Source organism: Bradyrhizobium septentrionale (assembly GCF_011516645.4).
Lineage (GTDB): Bacteria > Pseudomonadota > Alphaproteobacteria > Rhizobiales > Xanthobacteraceae > Bradyrhizobium > Bradyrhizobium septentrionale.
Genome location: NZ_CP088285.1, coordinates 6,203,895 through 6,224,118 on the forward strand (window position 1 = coordinate 6,203,895; position 20,224 = coordinate 6,224,118).

19 protein-coding genes are annotated in these 20,224 nt (G+C 65.7%); 10 read left to right on the forward strand and 9 right to left on the reverse strand.

Annotated elements, in window-relative coordinates; all coding sequences use genetic code 11:
* Positions 1-28 precede the first annotated feature (28 nt).
* Together HAP48_RS31260 and HAP48_RS31265 are read left to right on the forward strand one after the other, a co-directional pair.
* Positions 29-934, forward strand: a complete 906-nt coding sequence (locus HAP48_RS31260) for a DUF308 domain-containing protein (RefSeq protein WP_166203764.1) — start codon at positions 29-31, stop codon at positions 932-934.
* A 176-nt stretch (positions 935-1,110) separates the two neighbouring features.
* Complete coding sequence (locus HAP48_RS31265) at positions 1,111-1,524, forward strand: Ros/MucR family transcriptional regulator (protein WP_166203765.1); 414 nt, start codon at positions 1,111-1,113, stop codon at positions 1,522-1,524.
* Between the two features lie 4 nt (positions 1,525-1,528).
* On the opposite strand, the gene HAP48_RS31270 is transcribed toward HAP48_RS31265, so the two are convergent.
* Both HAP48_RS31270 and HAP48_RS31275 read right to left on the reverse strand, forming a co-directional pair.
* The gene (locus HAP48_RS31270) at positions 1,529-1,960 is read right to left on the reverse strand and encodes a SufE family protein (RefSeq protein ID WP_166203766.1); all 432 of its coding nucleotides are present in this window, start codon (positions 1,958-1,960) and stop codon (positions 1,529-1,531) included.
* Positions 1,961-2,113: 153 nt separating this feature from the next.
* Positions 2,114-2,497 (reverse strand): DUF5330 domain-containing protein, encoded by a 384-nt coding sequence (locus HAP48_RS31275; protein ID WP_166215313.1) that lies wholly within the window; start codon positions 2,495-2,497, stop codon positions 2,114-2,116.
* Positions 2,498-2,930: 433 nt separating this feature from the next.
* Between HAP48_RS31275 and HAP48_RS31280 the strand changes: the two genes are divergently transcribed.
* Positions 2,931-4,739: a PAS domain-containing sensor histidine kinase gene (locus tag HAP48_RS31280; protein ID WP_166203767.1), complete on the forward strand. Its 1,809-nt coding sequence runs from the start codon at positions 2,931-2,933 to the stop codon at positions 4,737-4,739.
* Complete coding sequence (locus tag HAP48_RS31285) at positions 4,732-5,478, forward strand: peptidoglycan-binding domain-containing protein (protein ID WP_224496687.1); 747 nt, start codon at positions 4,732-4,734, stop codon at positions 5,476-5,478. The genes HAP48_RS31280 and HAP48_RS31285 overlap by 8 nt, the downstream gene beginning before the upstream one ends.
* 158 nt (positions 5,479-5,636) lie before the next feature.
* Here the strand turns inward: HAP48_RS31285 and HAP48_RS31290 are convergent, their stop codons facing one another.
* Positions 5,637-7,280: an ankyrin repeat domain-containing protein gene (locus HAP48_RS31290; RefSeq protein WP_166203768.1), complete on the reverse strand. Its 1,644-nt coding sequence runs from the start codon at positions 7,278-7,280 to the stop codon at positions 5,637-5,639.
* A 217-nt stretch (positions 7,281-7,497) separates the two neighbouring features.
* Here HAP48_RS31290 and HAP48_RS31295 point away from each other — a divergent pair, with 217 nt between their 5' ends.
* Complete coding sequence (locus tag HAP48_RS31295; RefSeq protein WP_166203769.1) at positions 7,498-7,842, forward strand: DUF1491 family protein; 345 nt, start codon at positions 7,498-7,500, stop codon at positions 7,840-7,842.
* 81 nt (positions 7,843-7,923) lie between these two features.
* Here the strand turns inward: HAP48_RS31295 and HAP48_RS31300 are convergent, their stop codons facing one another.
* Positions 7,924-8,856 (reverse strand): DUF2336 domain-containing protein, encoded by a 933-nt coding sequence (locus tag HAP48_RS31300; RefSeq protein WP_224496688.1) that lies wholly within the window; start codon positions 8,854-8,856, stop codon positions 7,924-7,926.
* A 295-nt stretch (positions 8,857-9,151) separates the two neighbouring features.
* On the opposite strand from HAP48_RS31300, the gene HAP48_RS31305 reads away from it, so the two are divergent.
* Positions 9,152-9,346, forward strand: a complete 195-nt coding sequence (locus HAP48_RS31305) for a hypothetical protein (protein ID WP_029082055.1) — start codon at positions 9,152-9,154, stop codon at positions 9,344-9,346.
* A 16-nt stretch (positions 9,347-9,362) separates the two neighbouring features.
* Positions 9,363-10,130 carry a hypothetical protein gene (locus HAP48_RS31310; protein ID WP_166203771.1) on the forward strand — a complete coding sequence of 256 codons (768 nt, stop codon included), beginning with the start codon at positions 9,363-9,365 and terminating at the stop codon, positions 10,128-10,130.
* On the opposite strand, the gene HAP48_RS31315 is transcribed toward HAP48_RS31310, so the two are convergent.
* Positions 10,127-10,987: a LysR family transcriptional regulator gene (locus HAP48_RS31315; RefSeq protein WP_166203772.1), complete on the reverse strand. Its 861-nt coding sequence runs from the start codon at positions 10,985-10,987 to the stop codon at positions 10,127-10,129. The genes HAP48_RS31310 and HAP48_RS31315 overlap by 4 nt on opposite strands.
* Before the next feature lie 91 nt (positions 10,988-11,078).
* Between HAP48_RS31315 and HAP48_RS31320 the strand changes: the two genes are divergently transcribed.
* Complete coding sequence (locus HAP48_RS31320) at positions 11,079-11,921, forward strand: MBL fold metallo-hydrolase (protein WP_166203773.1); 843 nt, start codon at positions 11,079-11,081, stop codon at positions 11,919-11,921.
* Here HAP48_RS31320 and HAP48_RS31325 read toward each other — a convergent pair.
* From HAP48_RS31325 to HAP48_RS31335, 3 genes are read right to left on the reverse strand one after another with little or no spacing between them, the layout of a single operon-like run.
* Positions 11,918-12,538 carry a DUF1254 domain-containing protein gene (locus tag HAP48_RS31325; protein WP_029082051.1) on the reverse strand — a complete coding sequence of 207 codons (621 nt, stop codon included), beginning with the start codon at positions 12,536-12,538 and terminating at the stop codon, positions 11,918-11,920. The genes HAP48_RS31320 and HAP48_RS31325 overlap by 4 nt on opposite strands.
* Positions 12,535-13,113 (reverse strand): DUF1214 domain-containing protein, encoded by a 579-nt coding sequence (locus HAP48_RS31330; RefSeq protein WP_029082050.1) that lies wholly within the window; start codon positions 13,111-13,113, stop codon positions 12,535-12,537. The genes HAP48_RS31325 and HAP48_RS31330 overlap by 4 nt, the downstream gene beginning before the upstream one ends.
* Before the next feature lies 1 nt (position 13,114).
* Positions 13,115-15,394 (reverse strand): transglycosylase domain-containing protein, encoded by a 2,280-nt coding sequence (locus tag HAP48_RS31335; protein ID WP_166203774.1) that lies wholly within the window; start codon positions 15,392-15,394, stop codon positions 13,115-13,117.
* Positions 15,395-15,681: 287 nt separating this feature from the next.
* Between HAP48_RS31335 and HAP48_RS31340 the strand changes: the two genes are divergently transcribed.
* Together HAP48_RS31340 and HAP48_RS31345 are read left to right on the forward strand one after the other, a co-directional pair.
* Positions 15,682-16,218: a YcgN family cysteine cluster protein gene (locus HAP48_RS31340; RefSeq protein WP_166203775.1), complete on the forward strand. Its 537-nt coding sequence runs from the start codon at positions 15,682-15,684 to the stop codon at positions 16,216-16,218.
* Positions 16,219-16,377: 159 nt separating this feature from the next.
* Positions 16,378-17,973, forward strand: coding sequence for an MDR family MFS transporter (locus HAP48_RS31345; RefSeq protein ID WP_166203776.1), 1,596 nt, complete (start codon positions 16,378-16,380; stop codon positions 17,971-17,973).
* Positions 17,974-18,936: 963 nt separating this feature from the next.
* On the opposite strand, the gene HAP48_RS31350 is transcribed toward HAP48_RS31345, so the two are convergent.
* Positions 18,937-20,163: an integrase core domain-containing protein gene (locus HAP48_RS31350; RefSeq protein WP_420869824.1), complete on the reverse strand. Its 1,227-nt coding sequence runs from the start codon at positions 20,161-20,163 to the stop codon at positions 18,937-18,939.
* Positions 20,164-20,224: the final 61 nt, after the last annotated feature.

Genomic DNA, 20,224 nt, shown 5'->3' on the forward strand with positions numbered 1-20,224 from the left:
TCGGTTGGGTCTCCCGGGGGTTAGTTCGATGAAGGTTGGTCTGTTGGTCGTCGGCGCGGGCCTGGTTTTGGCAGGCTTGGCGGCGGTCGGCTTCGGAATTCCCTACAAGGAATTCAGCGTCGGCGGCACGTTGATCATGACGGGCGTGACCGCCGTGTGCACGGGGGCGATCGTGCTGGGCCTCGCCGCGGTCGTGCGCGAGCTCCAGGCCATGGGCGACCGGCTCGACGCGGTTGTTGCCACGGGTATCCGTTCCGGGGGTCCGTCGCCGTCTGCAACTTCCCCGCGCAACGCTCCCGACGATCCGGTGTTCCCGCCGCCGCGTGAGCCAAAGGTCGCGGCGCCTCCGCCGCTGGCTCCATCGGTCCAGCCATCCGCGCCCGCGGCGCCGCCGCCGTGGCACGACGAAATCCCCCAGCGCGGTGGCGCGTCGGGCGAGGTGCCTCCTCCCGTGTCGGGCACAACTCCCGCGGACGGCGAAGGGCCGCCCAAGCGGCGCAACCTGCTGTTCTCGTCCTCGCGGAAGGAGCGCGACAGAACCCAGGGGCGTGCTGCCGAGCCGCTCACGCCGGATCTGTTGTCGCCGGAACTGCGTCCGAATCCGGCCGCTGCGGCCGAGCCTGCGCCGGCAACCTTCGATGATGCCTGGCCGAAGGCCGAGCGGCCGAGATCGGTCGATGTCGCCCCGCGGCGTACGCCCCGGCCGTCCACCTTCGGCGAGACCCAGTCGGCCGCCGCCGCGCCGTCGCCGTCATCAGGCCATCCGCCGGCGCCGCAGGAGCAGCCCCCGGTCACCGTGCTCAAATCGGGCGTCGTCGACGGCATGGCCTATTCGCTCTATTCGGACGGATCGATCGAAGCGCAGATGCCCGAGGGCATGATGCGGTTCGCCTCGATCGACGAGCTCAGGTCGCATCTCGAGCAGCGGCCGTAGATCCGCGCCAATACTTGCGAGCGGCCGGCGCGAAGCCTAAAATTCGGCCGTTCTTGTCAAGTTTGCTGCAATCCGCCCATATTCGCCAAGTAGTACGCGATTCCATTTATGTATTGCTGCACATGGATACTGTCCGGTGGGCGCCGGGCCGTCGCTAGCACGGGGAAGATTGAGCCATGTCCGATATGTCAGGCAAGACGCCGGTCGAGCTGACCGCAAACATCGTTTCGGCCTATCTCAGCAACAATCCGACGCCGGCCTCGGATATTCCGAACCTGATCAGCCAGGTCCACGCCGCCTTGCTGCGGGTGTCGAGCGGGCGCAGCGACACGCCGAGCGAGCCGGCCAAGCCTGCGGTGTCGATGAAGAAGTCGATCACGCCGGAATATCTGGTGTGTCTCGAAGACGGCAAGCGCTTCAAGTCGCTCAAGCGCCATCTGCGCACCCAGTACAACATGACGCCGGAGCAATATCGCGACAAATGGGGGCTGCCGGCCGATTATCCGATGGTGGCGCCGAACTACGCGGTGGCGCGGTCGCAACTCGCCAAGAAGATGGGACTGGGCCAGCAGACCCGGAAGCGGAAGTAGGGGTTTACGCGGCCGACGCCAGCGCCTCGCGCGCATCGTTGCGGATGCGATCGACCATCGAGCGGAGACCGTTGGAGCGCTGCGGCGTCAGATGGTCGCGGAAGCCGAACTCGTCGAACAGCGCGAGCGCATCGGTGGCGAGGATGTCCTTCGGCGTATGCCCGGAAAACAGCGTTAGCACGATCGCGACCAGGCCGCGCACGATGTGGGCATCGCTGTCGCCGACATAGATCAGGCGGGGTTCGCCATTGCCGTCGCGCTCGACCCGTTTCGACAGCCAGACCTGGCTGACGCAGCCCTGCACCTTGTTCTGGGCCGAGTGCTCCGCTTCCGACAATGGCTCGAGCGTGCGGCCGAGCTCGATGACGTAGCGGTAGCGGTCGTCCCACTCGTCCAGCAGCGCAAAATTGTCCCTGATTTCGTCGATCGTCGTCATCGTGGCCCGCGTCCTATCCTTAACGGCTTATATAGGGAAGGCGGGCCGCGAAAGCGACGAAAATGGAACCGGTTCCGCGGCTATTATTGTTTCGACCTGTCTTCTTGACGCGAACCGGTACCCACTTCGGTCGAAAACGCTGTTATTTTCCGCTCACGGCGTCGGCGGCAGGCGGAATTCGATCGTCTGATCGTCAGCGGTCAGCGTGTCGCGGGATGCGGCAAGGGCGGACGCGGTATCGTCGCCGCCGATCGAGCCGGTGTGGTCCGGCGGCTTCTTGTCGGTGATGATCTGGTAGAGCTTGCGCGCGCCGTCGGTTGCGCGCTGACCGATCGCGGTCGCGGCCTGGCCGCCGACTTCGCAGGCGGAAGGCTGGCGCTTGCAGAACTGACCCATGTCGTTGATCGTTGCCGTCGCGGCCGACACCGCGTCCGACGCGTTGATCTGCGGCACCTTGTCCGCTTCTGGTGTTTTGTCTCTCGGCAGCAGCACGAGCACAAGCCCGAGCCAGAATGCCAAACGCAGCAGGAAGAACATGGCGCGATCCCGGTCGTCTATCTTGTCTTTTGCTTCTTGGGCGGTCGATGCCGCTGTTGCCCTCAGGCTTAGCAGCGGTCGATAAACCGGAAGTATCCGCATTGAAGTAAATCCGCCGAAAAATCGCGGTAAATCCGCCTGAATTGATTCGCCGTAAATTTTCGATTGATGGCTGCATGTGCGCGCCGAATGCGCAGATTGCGCCGCATCCACCCTTTCGAAACCATAGATTGTCGCATCCGGAAACCAGTCGTTCACCATCCCCGACAAATGGGCTCTGAATGGCTGCGTCAAGCCTCGCCAATGCACGGTGTTTGGCGGCAGGCCGCCGAGCCTTAGCGTTCGCTTAAGTTCGCTCTGACACGTTGGCCTGCAATCACCAAGGAGGCGTTCCGGCGCGTCTGTCTGACGACTAAGCCGAAGCGCGAGTGCTGTGAGTAGTTTGAGTCTGATCCGCGATTGCCTGGATGCGCTGCTGCATCCGTCGGCGCAATATGATGCGCTGACGCGTGCGCGCCATCGTGCCTTCATGGCGCCGCGGCTGCTCGGCAGCCTGGCGGCGCTGGCTTCCTTTCCGGCCTTCCTGGCGATGCGCGGTGCGCCCACAGCCATCGAGGTCGCGGCATTTGCCTGGCTGATCGCGCCGATCCTGCTGTCATGGTTCCTGTCGCGCACCGGCCGCTATGAAGGCGCGCACGTGCTGTCGTCGCTGGCGCTCGCGGGTCTCGTAATGATGATCGCGGCGTCCACCGGTGGCATCGCGTCGTTCGCCACGGTTTGGCTCGTCGTGATTCCGATCGAGGCCGCATTGTCGGCCTCGCGGCGTGTGGTCGCCTTTGCGTTCGCGCTGGCGATGATCTGCGCGGCGTTGCTCAGCATGCTCGGCCATTATCACCTGCTGCCGTTCGCCGATCCCGCGGTCGCGACCAACAGCACGCTGATCGGGTTCGGCGTCGTGTCGGCGATCTTCTATGCGGCCGGGCTGGCCTTCGGCGCGGAATCGCTGGCGCGCACCAGCGTGGCGCTGCTCTATGTCGAGGAAGAACGCTACCGCCTGCTCGCGCACAACATGAGCGACGTGCTGTCGCGGCACAGCCGCAATGGCGCGGTGCGCTTCATTTCGCCTGCGGCCGAGATCATGCTCGGCGTGCCGGCATCGCGGCTGTTGGGCCACGGCCTGTTCGACCGCGTTCATGTCGCCGATCGCCCGGCCTATCTCACCGCGCTGTCGGACGCGGCTCGCGGCGAGTCGCGCAGCGTCGAGTTCCGGGTGCGCCGCGACGCCGCGCGCGGCGAGACCGCCGAATTCATCTGGGCCGAGATGCGCTGCCGCCCGCTCGATCAGACCGCCGCCGATGCCGAGGTCGTTGCGGTGATCCGCGATGTCACCGATCGCAAGGTGCAGGAGCAGGCGCTGGAACAAGCGCGCAACGCGGCCGAGCAGGCCGACGCCTCGAAGACGCGCTTCCTCGCCACCATGAGCCACGAACTGCGGACGCCGCTCAATGCCATCATCGGCTTCTCCGAGATGATCGCGCAGGAAGACGTGCTCGGGCTCGATGCGGCGCGCCGCAAGGAATACGCGCAGCTCATCAACGACTCCGGCCAGCACCTGTTGTCCGTCGTCAACGGCATCCTCGACATGTCGAAGATGGAGTCCGGCAATTTCGAGATCTCGCCGGAGCCGTTTGCGCCGCGGCCGGCGCTGCTCAATTGCTGCAACCTGGTGGCGCTGAAGGCACGCGAGAGCGGTGTCGACCTCGTCACCCGCGTGCCCGACGATCTGCCGATCGTGAATGGCGATCCGCGCGCGTTCAAGCAGATCGTCCTCAATCTGGTTTCCAATGCCATCAAGTTCACCGAGCGCGGCGGCAAGGTGACCGTATCGGCCAGCGTCGAGGGATCGCGCCTGCTGCTGCGTGTCTCGGACACCGGCGTTGGCATCGCAGCTGACGACCTCAAGCGGATCGGTGATCCGTTCTTCCAGGCCGGCAAGACCTATCAGCGCCGCCACGAAGGCACTGGCCTTGGCCTGTCCATCGTCAAGGGACTGGTCGGCCTGCATAACGGCGAAATGAACGTGGAGAGCAAGGTCGGCGAGGGCACCATTGTGTCGGTTGCGCTGCCGCTGGCTTTCACCCCGCCGGCCGCGGTCGAGCCGTCCAGCAATGTCTCGACCCTCAAGCCCGCGCTGCGGTCCGGATTAGAAGAGCAAACCCATCAGGTGAAGAAGAGTGCCTAGACAGACTTTGGATGACGATGAAACGCCGCGCCGTCGCCGCGGCGCCAAGGCAGTGGCCATCGCGGCCGAGGAAGAACGTGGCCTCGTGCTGCGTCTGCTGCTGCACAGTCCGAAGGATCTCGTCGCGGGCGTGCTGGCCGTTTCCGCCATCGTTGCGATCCTGATCAATGCGCTGTTCCTGCAGGCCGGCCGCCATCCGTCGCCGATGTTCGGCGGTTCGGTGGTGACGCTGCCGCCGCCGGCACCGCCCGTAGCGGCCGCCAGTCCGTTGCCGCGCCCGCGCCCGGCGGAGGCCGCCGCTGCCATGGAGCCGCCCAGGCCGGTCGAGGTGAAGCCGCTGGAGACCAAAGCGGTTGAAGCAAGGCCCGTCGAATCCAAACCCGTTGAAGCAAGATCCGCCGAACCCAAGCCGGTTGAAGCGAAGCTGGTCGATCCGATGGCGAGCCTGGTGATGAAGTCGACCGCCGCGCCGCCAGCCGCCGCACCGTCGAGCGTCATTCGTCCGCCGGCACCGATCCCGACGGCGCATCTGAGCCCGGCCGGCAAGCGCATCGCGGCGGTCCAGCGTACGTTGACCGAATATGGCTACGGCCAGCTCAAGCCGACCGGCACGATCGGAGCGGACACGCAGACTGCAATCGCGAAGTTCGAGCGCGCCCGCAAGCTGCCGGTGACCGGGCAGATGTCCGATCGCCTGGTGCACGAACTCAGCGTGATGATCGGACACTCGATCGAGTAGTTCTCCGCTACGGCATTGAAAAAGTGTGTTCGTCATGCCCGGGCATAGCCGTCCGAAGGACGGCGTCGCTTCCGCTCGCCTATGTCCCGGGCATCCACGTCTTTTAGACTTGTTGAAGCGAAGACGTGGATGGCCGGGTCAAGCCCGGCCATGACGAGCTAGGGTGTTTCGCCCAGCAGAATGTCCCTGACCTCGTCGGAGAACAGCTTCTTCCGCCCGGCCAGCAGCACCCATTCCGGATCGTCGCGATCCGGAACCGCGCGCGGCATGCCGTGATCGAGCAGGGCGTGCGCGCAGCCCACCCAATCGCCGCCGCTGACTGGCTCATTGCAGGAGGCCCACGAAAGGCTGCCGGAGGCGTTGTCGCCAAAGCCGTGCTGCTCGGTCCACTCCGCGCCGCGCTCGAGCAGGAAGCGCGTCAGCGCGGCGTTGCCGCGGAACACGGCGTGATTGAGCGCCGACGCATCCCAATCGCCGCCACGCACGGTGATCGGCCAGCCCAACTCGACCATCAGCCGCACCGCGTCGTCGCCACCTGCCGCGGCGAGCTCCGGAAGCAGGCGCAATTGCTGTGGTGAAAGCGTGCCGGGAAGGTCGGGCCGGCTGGCCTGGATCCGCCGCGCCTCGCGCTCATCGCCACTGCTGCACGCTGCGACGAAGCGTTCGTCATCGGCAAGCGTCTCGGCACCGTTGCGCTCCCGCAGCAGCCCGGCGACCTCGGTCAGTCCGAATTGCAATGCGTAGCGGTAGGCGCTGAGACCGCCCGGTGTCGTGACGTGCGGGTCGGCGCCGGCGTCGAGCAAGGTCGCGATACAGTTCCGCGACCGCCGCCGCCGGATCGCCCACATCAGCGGCGAGCCGCAATCCGTCAGGGGCGCATTGCGGGCGGGTTCGTTTGGATCTCCACCATGCTGCAACAGCAATTCGAGCGCCGCCACGTTCTCGTCGTCGAGCACCTTGTACATCGCGTTGGTGCCGGCGATCCGCGGGCCATGCGCGAGCAACACGCCTGTCGTCACGAAGCCTTCCAGCGAGTGGTACAGCGATTCGTTGTCGTTCGGATTGGCGCCCGCTTCGAGCAAAAGCCTGGTCAGCTCGAGATCGTGATTGCGCCCCGCGGCACCATACAGTGCCGACAGCGGATTGCCGTCGTCGGGCGCATCGAGCGATCCCGGCGGCCAGCGGCTGCCGATATGCTGGTCGGGATCGGCGCCGGCCTGCAGCAGCAGGCGCGCGCAGCGATGCAGCCGCGGCTGAAACTCCGGAATCTGCAGCAAGCTCGAATGCGTGACCGCGACCAGCGGTGGCAGCTTGAGGGGCCCGCCGGGACGGTTGACCCATGTGGGATCACTGGTTGCTGTGCGCCGTATCGTTTCTTCATCGCCAATGGCGCAGGCGAGATAGGGATCATCGGTGGCAAGAGCGGGATCCTCTGCGAGCATCCGTACCGCAACGCGCGGATTGGCGCGATCGGTGGTGCCGTCGACGTCGGCGGCATAGACCAGCTGCAGCCATCGCCGCACGCGATCGTCCTTGCTTTTGCCGGGCGGCAATTGCGCCTCGATATAGCGCCGCAAATCCGGCCATGACGCAAAACCAAGATCGCGCGCCACGCAGGACTGCGCGTCGTGCAGCCGCAGATCGAGTGCGGCGATGTCGGCGTCGCTGCGCCCGGCCGCGGCCGGAAGCGCATGCCGAAAGCGGGCGTAAGCTTCCGGCGCCTGCCGCCGGTAAAGGCGGATCAGCTCCTTGGCCTGTTTCTTCAGATGTTCGAGATTCAATCGCGCGCGCGATCGGTCCATGGAAACCTCCGTGCATCAATCGCCGATGGTCCACAAAACCGGCTGCACAAAGGCTTGATTTGCCGCTTCAATGTTGCAAGTGGGTTCAACCCTTCCCGTGGACCCGGGCGCAGCTTGCACCGCAAGCTGAGGATATGAGCGGCCGGCGCGTCGGTCAACCCGCCGTCTGGCGTGCGGCGATTGGACGGCGTCACGCCGCTGGCCTATAGGTCTGCGCATGCGATTGAAAACAAGTATTTGGGTCGCGGCCTATCTGCGCCGCTGCCAGACCGAGGGCGTGTTCGGCGCGATCCGCAAGAAGGGCGCGGAGGAGGCCGGTGCCGTCTTCGTTAAGGTGGCGCTGATGGACGGCAACGCGATGTTGTACGCGCCGGCGCCGCAGACCGTCTATGACGACAGCCGTCCCGCCGAGCGGCTGTTCGTGCCGGCGGCACCGCAGCCGGTGTCCGAGCCTTCGGTCGAGGAGCGCTTGACCAAGGAGCTCCGCTTCGATCCCGATGCCTGGATCGTCGAGACCGAGGACCGCGCCGGGCGGCACTTTCTCGATCTGGCGAAAAGCTAGGGCATGATCCGGAAAAGTGTGACGCGGTTTTCCGGAAAGATCATGCCCAAAGATAGAGAGCTAAAGCGCGATCATCGCGCTTTAGCTTCCGGACTTGTGGTTACGGATGGCGGGCGCGCCGGCGGGCTGCATCGCGGATCGCGTCTGCGAGGCTGCTGCACGCGCGCGGTGACGCTCATCGTCATAGAGCGACGAGCGATACTTGGCGCGCGCCACCGCCATGGTCGAGCCGCGCCACGCCGCCAGCATCACCAGCGCCGAGCGCTCGCTCAGATGATCGTACAGCCGCGACAGGCGGTAGACATAGTTGACCGACGAGCCGGCTTCCGGATTGAGGAACATCAGGATGCGCTGGAACGCGGCGCTCGACACATCGAGCGCCCGCATCGCGCAGGCGAGCGGCTCGCCGCCGGAATCATTCACCACGTCGGCAGCGATCCGCGACGGCAGGATCAGCGCCTCGCCGAGCTCGAGCGTGAAGTTATCGATGTCTTCGGCAAACGCCGCCATCTCCAGGATATGGATCGCCCGCGCGGCGCGGGCGGCCGGAATCCGCGCCGCCGCCTTCAGCGGCGTCTCCTGCAGATTGTGCAGGATTTGCGCGCGTTCCTTCGCGTTGGCGGCAAAGAACATGTCGGAGATCTCGGCGGCATCGTTCGGCCGCATCGCGAGGCTCGCCGCCATCCGCAGCTCGGCCTCGGTCGGAATCTTGGCGGGCAGCGCGGACGGTGCGGGCGCGGGAATTGAAGGGGCAGCCGGCATCGGCTGGTCCGGACCAGTGCGCCGCAGCCCGAGCTTGTCCATGATCCCAGCGGGCGTAGCCGGATAGATCGCAAGCCGCGCGCGCACGGCGGCGCGTGTCGCGTCGTCGACCTCGTCGATCAGGCGCGAGGTCAGCTCGACGAACTGGCGCTCCTCGTCCGTCGAGTGTGCGCTGGCCTGCACATAGAGGTCGGTCAGGACGCGCAGCAGCGTCGGGCGGATGTCGACGCCCTCGCGGCGGGAGAGCGTCATCAGCCCATCGAAACCAGGAAATAACGGAGCTGCGCTCATCTCGGGCGTACGCGACTTGCCAGTAAGATTCGGTTTGAAAACCTTGTGACGGCGAGCCTACGCAGGCTGTTTTAAGAGCCGGTTAAGGAAAACAAGCCGTGAAGGCGAATGCTCGCATTTGCGCGTGTCCATTAAGGCACAGCGCCACATCCGTAACCGTCCGTGCCGGCGGCTTAAGATGTCATTAACCATGCGCGTTCTTAACTCGGCAGGCGCGGGGCAAATCATGTCCGTGCGGGGCCAGAGAGAACGGAACATGGGCACCATCGTTGAGTTTCCGGCGGATGCGGCTGCGCGGCGGCCGAGCATGGCCGGTGCTGCCGGCGAAGGCATGGGGACCGTGCTGATCCTTCCCGTCGTCCGGATCGAGCGAACGACGGAGGAGACCGGTGGTGATCGCGGACCGGAGCAGGGCACTGCGCAGGGCCGCCGTCGCCGACGCCGCTCCTGATCGCGGACATCGCGCAATGCCGGAGCTTGTGCAGCGGAACGCCGCGTGGCGGCCATTCCCGGCGCTGATCCTGCTGCTGGCGGGCTCGGCGCTCGCGGGCTGCAGCGGCGGCGATTTCGGCCGCACCCGTGCGGATTTCCGCAACGACGACATGCATCGCTGGATGGGTGCGGAGGCGAACGGCAGCGTCGGCAAGAACGCCTCGCAATTCCAGCTCACCGAACACGAACGTCAGCTGCGCGATCTCGCCTATCAGTTCGTCGAGCCGCCGCTGTCGCGCCCGGCCTGGAAGAGCGTGTTCGGCGACTACCAGCCGCTGCCTTCGCCCTGGCGGCAGGGGGTCGTGTTCGACCGCACCATGTATGGCCGGAATTTGATCGACGAGCCGCATCGCTCGTTCGCTTCGCGCTATTCGCTTCTGATCGACCAGGTTCGCGACGACATCACGCGGTTCGAGCCGTTCTTCGCCATTGCGAGCCAGGTGATCGAGCTCGACCGCAAGCGCAGTGCCAGCCTCAAGTTGATCGCCGACGTGTCGCCGCGCGAGCGCGCTGATGCGGTCGCACGGATGGAGGAGAACACGTTGATCGTGCAATGGGTCCAGCAGAGCCTGGAACGGCGGATCTCGTCCTACCGCTGGGCGCTGGAGCGGCTGGTGATCCAGGCGCCCGACGGCATGGCCGCGGACGCCGAACGCCAGATCAACGAGCTCGCCCGGCTCACCGCCAATGCGCCGCTGGTCTCCGCGCCGGTTGCCGGCCAGGCCGTGGTGACGAAGGGCTAGGCCCGCCTCGCTTTCGTCGCGGTCGATCTGACGCGGCGACTGTTCGGTTGCCGCGGCAGGCTCGCAATGAACGCCTTCAGCGCATCGGATGGCGGGTGGGCGGATGGATAGGCGAGGCCGACCTGGCGCGCCACGTCGATATCGAGCGCCCGCACCGCGATATCAGCATTGCCGCGCGCGACGCCTTCGGGGACGATCGCAACGCCGACCCCGGCCGCGACCAGCGCCATCGCCCATTCCTCGGATTCCGCGATCGCCACCGGTTTGCGCGGCGGTGCGGTGCGCTTGAAGAATTCCTGCTGCTCGCAATGGCAACGATCGATCATCGGAACGCCGGCGAAGTCGGTGGTCCGGAGCGTCTCCTTCAAGGTCAGGGGATGCGACGGCGGCAATGCAGCGACATAGCGCTCGCTCCAGAGCGGGATGAAGTGCTCGCCGGCGGTGACCATGGTCTTTGCGACGATCCGCGCGTCGGCCTTCTCGTTGGCGCCGACCAGCCGGAGCGCGAGGTCGGCATGACCCGTCAACGGCTTCAGCAGCGCGATGGTCCGGGCCTGATCGAGCGTCCGCAACAGGCCGAGCGTCAGCGCCTGCCGCGTCGCGGGCTTGCGAAACAGGTTTCGCGCCGCGTCCGCCTCGTCGATGATCTTGCGGGCGATGCCGTGAAACTGCGCGGCGGACTCCGTCGGGGCCATGCCCTTCTTGTGCCGAATGAACAGCGTGGTGCCGAGTTCGGCCTCGAGATTGGTGATCGCCGCCGAGATCGACGGCTGCGAGATGAAGCAGCGCTTCGCGGCCGCTGTCAGATTGCGCTCGCGGTAGACCGCGGCGAAGTAACGGAGTTCGCGGATATCCATAGGTATGTCCTATCGTAGGGATAGAGAGACAATATTTTACCTATGATGAGGCGAGTGGCAAGCCTGCGCGGACTTCAGCGGAGGACTGGTCATGCGCATCCACCATCTCAACACCGGCACCATGTGCCCGATCGGCAAGCGTCTCGTGAACGGCAGCGGCAGCATCTTCCAGCGGGCGCGGATGGTCTGTCACTGCCTGTTGGTCGAGAGCAATGACGGCCTCGTGCTGGTCGACACCGGCATCGGGCTCGGCGACATCGCCGACCCGCTGCGGCTCGGACGCAGATGGGTGCGGCAGACCACGCCGCGGCTCGATCCGGCCGAGACCGCCGTGCAGCAGGTGAAGGCCCTCGGCTTCTCGCCTGATGATGTGCGTCATTTGCTGCTGACGCATCTCGATCGCGACCATGCCGGCGGCGTGCCGGACTTTCCGAAGGCCAAGGTGCATGTCCATCGCAACGAATACGACATGGCGGTGACGCATCAGGTCGCGCCGCCGCAAGGACGCTACATCACGGCGCAGTGGCAGCACGGGCCGGACTGGGCATTCTATGGCGCCGATGGCGAGGACTGGTTCGGTTTCAAGGGCGTGCGCGCGCTCGGTGATCGTGAGCCCGACATCCTGATGATCCCTCTGCCGGGGCACACGCTTGGCCATTGCGGGATCGCGGTGCGCGACAAGGACAGATGGCTGCTGCACGCCGGCGATGCCTATTTCCATCACGCCCAGCTCGACGCCAGGCCGCGGATCCCGCTGGTGCTCGGCATGTTCCAGCGCCGGGCGGACATGGATCGCACGAGGCGCATCCAGAACCAGGAGCGGCTGCGCCAGCTGAAGGCAGCGCATGGCGGGACCGTCACGATCGTCAACAGCCACGATCCCGTTGACTACGAGACCTGCCGTTGCGGCCGGCATGCGCTGGCAGCGAGCTAGCGCTTGCGCGCCGCGGGCGGCGGGGCCGGCGCGGGTAGCGGCGGCGGCGCCTCCTGCTTGGCCGCGACCGGCTCGGTCTGCGGCTTGCAGGAGGAGGCCGCGAGCGAGGCCTGCGCCTGCGGCATCAGGCCGGGCTCCGGCGCCAGCGCCTTCAGCAGGATCAACCCGGTCGACGTCGGGGAGTCGATGATCAGCCGGTCGGCGGCGGTGACTTCCTCGTCCTCCGGCAGCTCGTTGTGCTGCGCTTCCGTCATCAAATAGAGCTCGATCACCTTCTTGCCGGCGGAGCGGTCGTTGATCGCGTAATAGGCGACCTCGTTGCGGGTGTAGAACGATACCGACGTGTAGGCCTGGCTGACCGGCACGGTGAGCTTGAGCGGCGCGCTGGAGAGATCGTAGCGGCAGATCGCCATCGCGAACGCCGGATCCATCAGCGGCATCGGCGAGTGGGTTGGGTCGGCCAGCGGCAGCTGCGTCACCTCGTTGAGCTTGGTCATCGGCGTCAGCCGCGAATAGGCGTCCTGCGAGGCAATCCGCGGCAGCGCCAGCACGCTGACGAGATGCACCACGCCGCCGAGCAGCACGCCTGCGAGGATGGTGAACAGCAGCCGGATCATGGGCAGCCCGTCGTTGCGATCGAGGGCATCGGCGCGTCGCGCTGGGTGCGGGTCGCGACCCCGACCGGCGTGTCGTAGAGGCGCAGCATCAGCGCGTAGCGCTCGATGCCGCCGGTCGGCAGCCAGTTGCCGGCGCGCGAGCGCGAGGCGATGTGGATTTCGAACGTGCCGTCGGAGGCGCGCATGATCTCCTGGCTGGTGAAGCCGTAGCGCTGCAGCGAATTTGCGACGAGGTGTCCCTTGCGGTCGAACAAGGTCAGCGTCCAGAACCGCGCCGCCGGGGTCACGCCGCTGACCACGATGTCGCAGCGGCCGTCGAGCGGCTTGTTCTTGTCGTCTGATGTCGCCGAGAACGCGATGCCGTCGCCGGTACCGATCGGCAATTCGCCGCTGCGCGCGATGGTGGCGCGCGAATACGGGTCGACGTCGGAGGTGCCGTTCTTCGGTCGCGCGGTCCAGGCGCCGATCTTTAAGGTGCCGAGATCGGTGCCGCGCGTTGCCGTCGCGTAGGTCAGGCCGAGGCCGACGGCGGTGGCGATGACGAGGGCCAGCAGGGTGGTGAGGAGGAGCCGCACGTCAGTTCTTGCGTGGCGCAGGAGTTGTTGTCGCGCCGTCCGGCCCGGCCGCGGCAATGTAATTTTCGGGGAACGCCAGCGCGCTCGAGGATTCCGGCTTGCCGGCCTTCGAGGGCTCGTTCAGCGTGGTCTTGTTGGCGGTCTTGGCGGCGTCGTCGAGCAGCTTCTCGACCCGCACCAGGATATCGGCGCCGCGCTTGGTCAGCACCGGCGGCGGACCCGGCTTGGTCTCCAATATGCGCGGCGCTGCGTTGGCTTGGGCATTGGCCTGCGCCGGTTGTGGCGGCAGTTTCTGGCCCATGCCGACGCCGTTGAGTTCTTTCACCTCAACACCCTGATGCGCGGCGACCATGATGTCGTGCCAAGTCTGCGCCGGCAGCGAGCCGCCGGTCATGCGGTTGGTCGGCGAATAGTCGTCATTGCCGTACCAGACCGCGCAGGTGAAGTTGCCGGTGTAGCCGACGAACCAGGCGTCGCGATAGGCGTTGGTGGTGCCGGTCTTGCCCGCGGTCGGAATGCCGTCGAGCGCGGCGCGGCGCGCGGTGCCTTCGCTGACAACGTGGCTCATCATGCCGGCCATGTCGGCTGCGATATTCGGCGGAATGGCCTGCCGCGGCTTCGGCCCGTCGCGGTCCCAGCGCCACACCAGGTCGCCGGCGCCGGTGCGCACCTCGAGCACCGAATGCGGCGTCACCGCCTTGCCGCGGTTCGGGAAGGTCGCATACGCCACCGCGTGCTCGATCACCGTGACTTCGTCGGAGCCGATCGGCAGCGACGGCGTATCGGGCAGCGGCGCCTTGAGGCCGAAGCGGCGCGCGACCTCGATGATCTTGGCGCGGCCGGCCTTCGGGCCGCCAATGTTCTTGCCGAGCTCGATCGAAAGCTTGACCGGCACCACATTGATCGAGCGGGTGATCGCCTGCGTCAGCGTCACCGAGCCGGAATAGGAATGGCCATAGTTCTGCGGGCACCAATTGCCGATGCAGACCGGGCCGTCGACGATCTTCGAGTTCGGCGTGAAGCCGTTCAATAGCGCCGTGGTGTAGACGTAAGGCTTGAACGACGAGCCGGGCTGGCGATAGGCGTCGACGGCGCGGTTGAACTGGCTCGCGCCGTAGTCGCGTCCGCCGACCATCGCGCGGATGCCGCCGTCGAGATCGGACACCACGGTCGCCGCCTGCGTCGCGTGATAATCACGCCCGAACTGCCGGAGCTGGTTCTCGATCGCTTCCTCGGCCGCCTTCTGCACGTTCATGTCGATCGCGGTGCGGACCACGAAGACGCGCTCGGTGTAGGATTTCGGGAAGGTGTCGACCAGCTTGCGCATCTCGTCGAAGGCGTAGTCGAGGTAGTAGTTCGGCGAGTTCTCGTCGCGCCGGTCGACCGCGACCGCTGGATTGCGACGGGCGCCGAACACCTGGCCCTCGGTCATGAAGCCGGCATCGACCAAATTGTCGAGCACGACGTTGGCGCGGGCACGCGCCGCGGGCAGGTTGATGTGCGGGGCGTATTTGGTCGGCGCCTTGAACAGGCCGGCGAGCATCGCGGCTTCTGCGAGGTTCACGTCGCGCACTGACTTGTTGAAGTAGAAATGCGCCGCGCCGTCGACGCCGAAAGTGCCGCCGCCCATATAGGCGCGGTCGAGATAGAGCTTCAGGATTTCGTTCTTGGTGAGGCGCGTCTCCAGCCAGATCGCGAGGAAGGCTTCCTTCACCTTGCGCTCGATGGTGCGCTCGTTGTTCAGGAACAGGTTCTTGGCGAGCTGCTGGGTGATCGACGAACCGCCCTGGCGGACGCCGCCGGCTTGCGCGTTGGTGACGAGCGCGCGCGCGAGGCCCGGAAAGTCGATGCCGAAATGGTCGTAGAAGCGGCGGTCTTCGGTCGCCAGCGTCGCCTTGATCAGATTGTCCGGAAAATCTTCCAGCGGGATCGAGTCGTTATGCTTGATGCCGCGGCTGCCGATCGGGTTGCCGTAGCGGTCGAGGAAGGTCACCGCGAGATCGGACTTCTTCAGCCAATCCTCGTCGGCGGTCTCGCGGAAGGCGGGGATCGCGAGCGTCAGCATCAGGATCATGCCGCCGAGCCCGATGGTCGCGGCCTCCGACAGCGGCTCGATGAACACCCAGCGCTTCCAGCGGCCGACATAGAAGCGGTCCATGAAGGTGGAATAGCGCTCGTAAAGCTCGCGCAGGCCCTTGCCCGACGAGAACAGCGTCGAGTCGATACGCGCATCGAGGTCCAGGAAGAAGTTCCGGACCCTCTGTTTCCAATGCGACGGCATGATCTGGCGGACCGGACCCTTGATCAGTTCGACAGCGCTGCGCCTGCCCAAAACGGGCCCAGGCCAGCGTCTTGCTTCGATGTTGCGGCAATCCCAAGGCGCTTTTGCGTCGTTGGGGACTCGTTCGTTGTTCTATCCGAGCGGCTGCCATAAACCAATGGCGCGGCTGGTGAATTTAATGAAAGCCCTAACGCTGCCCACCGGCTTTTGCGACCCCGCAGGATCACCCCCTTGCGAAGCCGGCGCCGGCATCCCAAGAAGAGCTGCACCGCCATGTCAGGGATATCATGACCGCACCGCCCAAGCGCCCGTCGGACCAGGAGGGATTCTTCTGGAAAACCAAGACGTTGGAAGAGATGTCCAACGCTGAATGGGAGAGCCTGTGTGACGGCTGCGCACGTTGCTGCCTGGAGAAGCTCGAGGACGAGGACACCGGCAGGATCTACTTCACCCATATCTCCTGCAAGCTGCTCGATGCCGGCCTGTGCACCTGCAAGGACTACCCGAACCGCTCCGACCAGGTTCCAGATTGCGTCCGCCTGACGCCGGAAAACGTCCGGACCCTGAACTGGCTGCCGCCGAGCTGCGGCTACCGGCTCGTGGCGGAGGGGCGGGACCTCTATTGGTGGCATCCTTTGATCTCGGGCGATCCCAACACCGTTCATGAAGCCGGGGTCTCGGTGCGCGGGCGGGTGCAGGGCACCGAGATCGACGTCAACGACGCCGATCTCGAGGATCATATCGTGCGCTGGCCGGGATTGTTGCCGAAGCAAGCACGGCTGAAGAAGCGGCCGAAAGCGCTCGGCAAGACGACCAAGGCGTGACGTCGCAACGAGCGCTGCGATCACGTCATCGCGAGACCACTGCTGTGGGATGCACCCATGCGCTGGGGTGCCTGCCTCAGCATCGATTTGCTGCATAAATTGCGAAGCAGAGAATGATTCCATCGCGGGATCAGCCCGCGCAGCAGCATTACGCCTCAAATGAACAAGTATGAACGGCAGAGCCGGATTCCTGCCGACCAAGCGACATTGCCCGACGACATTGCCGAAGAGCTGTCCCGCCTCCCGAGCGAGGTGATCGAACTCAGCGACGCACCGCCGCTGGCGCCGCCGGCACCGCTCAATCCGGATGAAGTCCGCACCATCGTGATCAGCCTGATGCTGACGATGTTCCTGGCCGCGCTCGACCAGACCATCGTCGCGACCGCGCTGCCGACGATCGGACGCCAGTTTCACGACGTCACTAATCTGTCCTGGGTGATCACGGCCTATCTGCTCGCCTCCACCGCGGTGGCGCCGGTGTTCGGCACGCTGAGCGACATCTATGGCCGCCGCGTCATGATCATCACCTCGCTCAGCCTGTTCGTGGTCGGCTCGGTGCTGTGCGCGATCGCGCCCAGCATGACCATGCTGATCGTTGCCCGCGGCCTGCAGGGGCTTGGCGGCGGCGGCATCATGCCGGTTGTCCAGACCGTGATCTCCGACGTGGTGACCCCGCGCGAGCGCGGCCGCTATCAGGCCTATTTCTCCAGCGTCTGGATGGCCGGCGGCATTCTCGGCCCGGTCGTCGGCGGCGTGTTCGCCGAGCATCTGCACTGGTCGATGATCTTCTGGATCAACCTGCCGCTCGCGGCGGCGGCACTGGCGCTGCTGCTGCCGAAGATGAACAAGATCCCGGTGTTCCACCGCAAGCGCAAGGTTGACTGGCTCGGCGGCGTGCTGCTGATGGCCTCGGCCGTCGTGCTGATGCTGGTGCTGACCTGGGGCGGCACCCGTCTGTCCTGGCTGTCGCCGACCATCACGGCGATGATCGGCGCCTCGATCGCGCTCGCCGGCGCCTTCGTCTGGCATGCGCGCCGCGCCGACGAGCCGTTCCTGCCGCTGTCGCTGCTCGGTGGCTCGGTGGTGCCGTTCGCGATGGGGGCCGGCGGCTGTGCGCTCGGCGCCATGGTCGGGCTCACCGTGCACCTGCCGCTGTATTACGAGGTGGTCTATCACCTCACCGCCAGCGAGGCCGGCCTCGCGTTGATCCCGCTCGCGGCGATCTCGACCTTTGGTGCAGCAATCGCCGGCCGGACCATGGCGAAGGCCAAGCACTACAAGCGGGTCGCCATCGTCGGCACCTCGGTCGCCGCGATCTGTGCCGTCGGCATGGCGGTGACGACGCTGCCGCTGTGGGGATTGCTGCTGTTGATGAGCGTGTTCGCGCTCGGGCTCGGCACCACGTTCCCGATCAGCGTGGTGTCGCTGCAGAACGCGGTAGCGCGTCCGCAGGTCGGCACCGTGACCGGCGCGATGAACTTCTTCCGCGCGATGATGGCTTCCTTCACGGTCGCCGCCTTCACCACCATCCTGCTGATGACCTTGGGTCCCGATATTTCGCTCAACGGCGAGCATCATGCTGCGGCCGCAGGCAGCGTGAGCGCGATCCCGATGGCCGACATGATCACGGCGTTCCGCTACGTGTTCGGCGCCGCCGCCGTGCTGCTGACCACGGCGTCGATCTGCATGATCACGATGGAAGAGCGCCCGCTCGCCGGCCCCGCCGCGCGGCCGCCGGCGGAGATGGCGGAGTAGGGCGGGAGCCGTCGCTCCGGCGAATGCCGGAATCAGATTCTCGATGTGCGTCAACCAGCAAGGTGTCATCACCCGCGCATGCGGGTGATCCAGTATTCCAGAGACGCCAGTGCTTGAGCCGAGAGGCCGCGGCGTACTGGATCGCCCGGTCCCGTCTACGCCAAGGCTTCGACGAGGCCTGGATGCTCAGGCGCGCCGTAGCTTTAGCGGAGGCGGCGAGCCGGGCGATGACAGTGTGGGTGGGCACGCAGCTTCGCGTTCTCGCGACATGATTTGTCCGAGCTTTGCTCTTCGTTCCGCCCTCTCTCGATCAGAGGGCGCAGGGAAAGCCGGGTGCCGATCGCACCCATGGGCCCCGAGCAAAGGTAGAAAGCTCGGGGGTAGGACCACAGGTGAAACCGAACAATCCGGCTTTCCCTGCGCGATGGGTTACGGCTTACTTCGTGCTCTCCCCGGCGAGACTGGGCTTGCTTGTCACCGCCTTCGCAAAACGCGTTCGCGTGTTGCGACGAGACACCTGCCGCTAGGGCGTCAGGACCACACGACTTCACCGTCCGCTTCGCGTGCGCTCGTCAGTCACACGCTCCGCGTCCACCGCATCCCACACCGCGTTCGTGACGACCGCGAAGCGCCCCTCGATCGGGTGAGACGGGCGGATTCATACACCGAGTTGCATTTCTGATAAAGCGAATTATTTTTGCGCGAGGGTCTTGCGCCGTCGGGCAACTCAGTGGCACGCGCGCGTGAGCGCGCCACCGGCGGAAGGGTTCCCTCTCCCCTTGTGGGAGAGGGTTAGGGAGAGGGGTGCCACACGACGTGCTCTCTCCGTATCGCTGCAACGAACGAAGATTGCGAGAGCAATGCTCTCACCGATCATCTCGCCCGGGGCCACCCCTCTTGAGCAACCGGCGACATGGGTAACGGTTCAGACCGACGACATGGGTAACACAATTCTCGTTTCGTTCAGGTCTGTTGTTGGGGCTGTGGACCCTGAGGGCAACGCGTAGCGTTGTCCTCAAGTCCACAGCCTTTTGCCTTGCGTTTGGGTCTGCGGAGTTGGTCACCGCGATGGGCGATCGTGCCGAGCACGATCGGGCCATAGCTGACGGTCCAGCCGTCCGGGTCCTCGGCCAAGCCGACGGGCTCACCGATCAGCGCTTCGCTGATATAGATCGTGTTGCCCAACCACTTGATCTCTCCGTTGTGCCGGACCGAGCGGACGTCCTGACCGTCAGCGTATTCCGGCTTGCGCAAGACACCGTCGAAGCGGCGCGAGGAGGCCTGGTAACGGTCGGCTGGCGTGGCGTTGTCGAGCGATTGGTGAGGACGCTCTTCGTTGTAGAGATGCTGGAAGCTGTGCAAGCGCTTGAGCTGCTCGCGCATGGTGGGAGCCGGCGGATTGGCAACGTCTTGCAGCAGCGTCAGATGCATCCGCTCATGGCGGCCGTTCTGCTGAGGTTTGCCCGGTGCAATGCGCTCCGGCGTCACGCCGGCTTTGATCAGCTTGACCGACAGTCGTGACAATCCTCCGGCGCCGCGCGAGGCAAACGGCGAGCCGTTGTCCGAGCGCATGTAGAGTGGCAACCCAAACTCGCGCAACGCAGCGTCCAGCACAGGCCAGACATGATCCGTGTCGGTGCGTGCCAAGGCCTGGCAGCGCAGCAGATAGCGGCTATAGGCATCGGTGAGCGTCAGCGGTTCGCAGCGCATGCCGTCCCCGGTCAGGAACCAGCCCTTGAAGTCGATGCACCAGACGTCGTTGGCCGCCTCGCAACCGGCAAAGGGCGCGCTCGAGGGCGGCCCGCGCCGGCGCAGCTTGCGCTTCACCGTCAGCCCCTCACGATCGAACAGCTCGCCGATCGTGCTTGCCGCGGGCCATGCCGTCCGAGGTGACTTCCGTTCGAGAAAGGCCAGCACCTTGATCGGCCCCCAGCTAGGATGCGCCCGACGCACCTCAAGGCAGCGCTCAGCGATCTTCTCCGCAACGCTTTGTGGACGATGCAGCGGAGCTCGCGGACGATCGAACAGTCCGGCCGCGCCTTCTTCCTCGAACCGTGCAAGCCATTTGTAGCCCACCCGACGGCTCACTCCGAACCGCCGGCACACCGCCGCAAACGACTCCTCGTGCTTTTGTGCCGCCACCACAAACCGCATCCGTTCATCCACAGCACAGGTCTCCATCCACCCCATCGGCAAGTTCCTCCTTGCCGATCAGTTGACCCGTTACCTATGTCGCCGGTCTATTCTGTTA

What these genes read in the sequence shown, in the direction of transcription:
- HAP48_RS31260 (WP_166203764.1), top strand. Translation starts at nt 29, where the DNA reads ATGAAGGTTGGTCTGTTGGTCGTCGGCGCGGGCCTGGTTTTGGCAGGC.
- HAP48_RS31265 (WP_166203765.1), top strand. Translation starts at nt 1,111, where the DNA reads ATGTCCGATATGTCAGGCAAGACGCCGGTCGAGCTGACCGCAAACATC.
- HAP48_RS31270 (WP_166203766.1), bottom strand. Translation starts at nt 1,960, where the DNA reads ATGACGACGATCGACGAAATCAGGGACAATTTTGCGCTGCTGGACGAG.
- HAP48_RS31275 (WP_166215313.1), bottom strand. Translation starts at nt 2,497, where the DNA reads ATGTTCTTCCTGCTGCGTTTGGCATTCTGGCTCGGGCTTGTGCTCGTG.
- HAP48_RS31290 (WP_166203768.1), bottom strand. Translation starts at nt 7,280, where the DNA reads ATGGACCGATCGCGCGCGCGATTGAATCTCGAACATCTGAAGAAACAG.
- HAP48_RS31295 (WP_166203769.1), top strand. Translation starts at nt 7,498, where the DNA reads ATGCGATTGAAAACAAGTATTTGGGTCGCGGCCTATCTGCGCCGCTGC.
- HAP48_RS31300 (WP_224496688.1), bottom strand. Translation starts at nt 8,856, where the DNA reads ATGACGCTCTCCCGCCGCGAGGGCGTCGACATCCGCCCGACGCTGCTG.
- HAP48_RS31305 (WP_029082055.1), top strand. Translation starts at nt 9,152, where the DNA reads ATGGGCACCATCGTTGAGTTTCCGGCGGATGCGGCTGCGCGGCGGCCG.
- HAP48_RS31310 (WP_166203771.1), top strand. Translation starts at nt 9,363, where the DNA reads ATGCCGGAGCTTGTGCAGCGGAACGCCGCGTGGCGGCCATTCCCGGCG.
- HAP48_RS31315 (WP_166203772.1), bottom strand. Translation starts at nt 10,987, where the DNA reads ATGGATATCCGCGAACTCCGTTACTTCGCCGCGGTCTACCGCGAGCGC.
- HAP48_RS31320 (WP_166203773.1), top strand. Translation starts at nt 11,079, where the DNA reads ATGCGCATCCACCATCTCAACACCGGCACCATGTGCCCGATCGGCAAG.
- HAP48_RS31325 (WP_029082051.1), bottom strand. Translation starts at nt 12,538, where the DNA reads ATGATCCGGCTGCTGTTCACCATCCTCGCAGGCGTGCTGCTCGGCGGC.
- HAP48_RS31335 (WP_166203774.1), bottom strand. Translation starts at nt 15,394, where the DNA reads ATGCCGTCGCATTGGAAACAGAGGGTCCGGAACTTCTTCCTGGACCTC.
- HAP48_RS31340 (WP_166203775.1), top strand. Translation starts at nt 15,682, where the DNA reads ATGACCGCACCGCCCAAGCGCCCGTCGGACCAGGAGGGATTCTTCTGG.
- HAP48_RS31345 (WP_166203776.1), top strand. Translation starts at nt 16,378, where the DNA reads ATGAACAAGTATGAACGGCAGAGCCGGATTCCTGCCGACCAAGCGACA.
- HAP48_RS31350 (WP_420869824.1), bottom strand. Translation starts at nt 20,163, where the DNA reads ATGGGGTGGATGGAGACCTGTGCTGTGGATGAACGGATGCGGTTTGTG.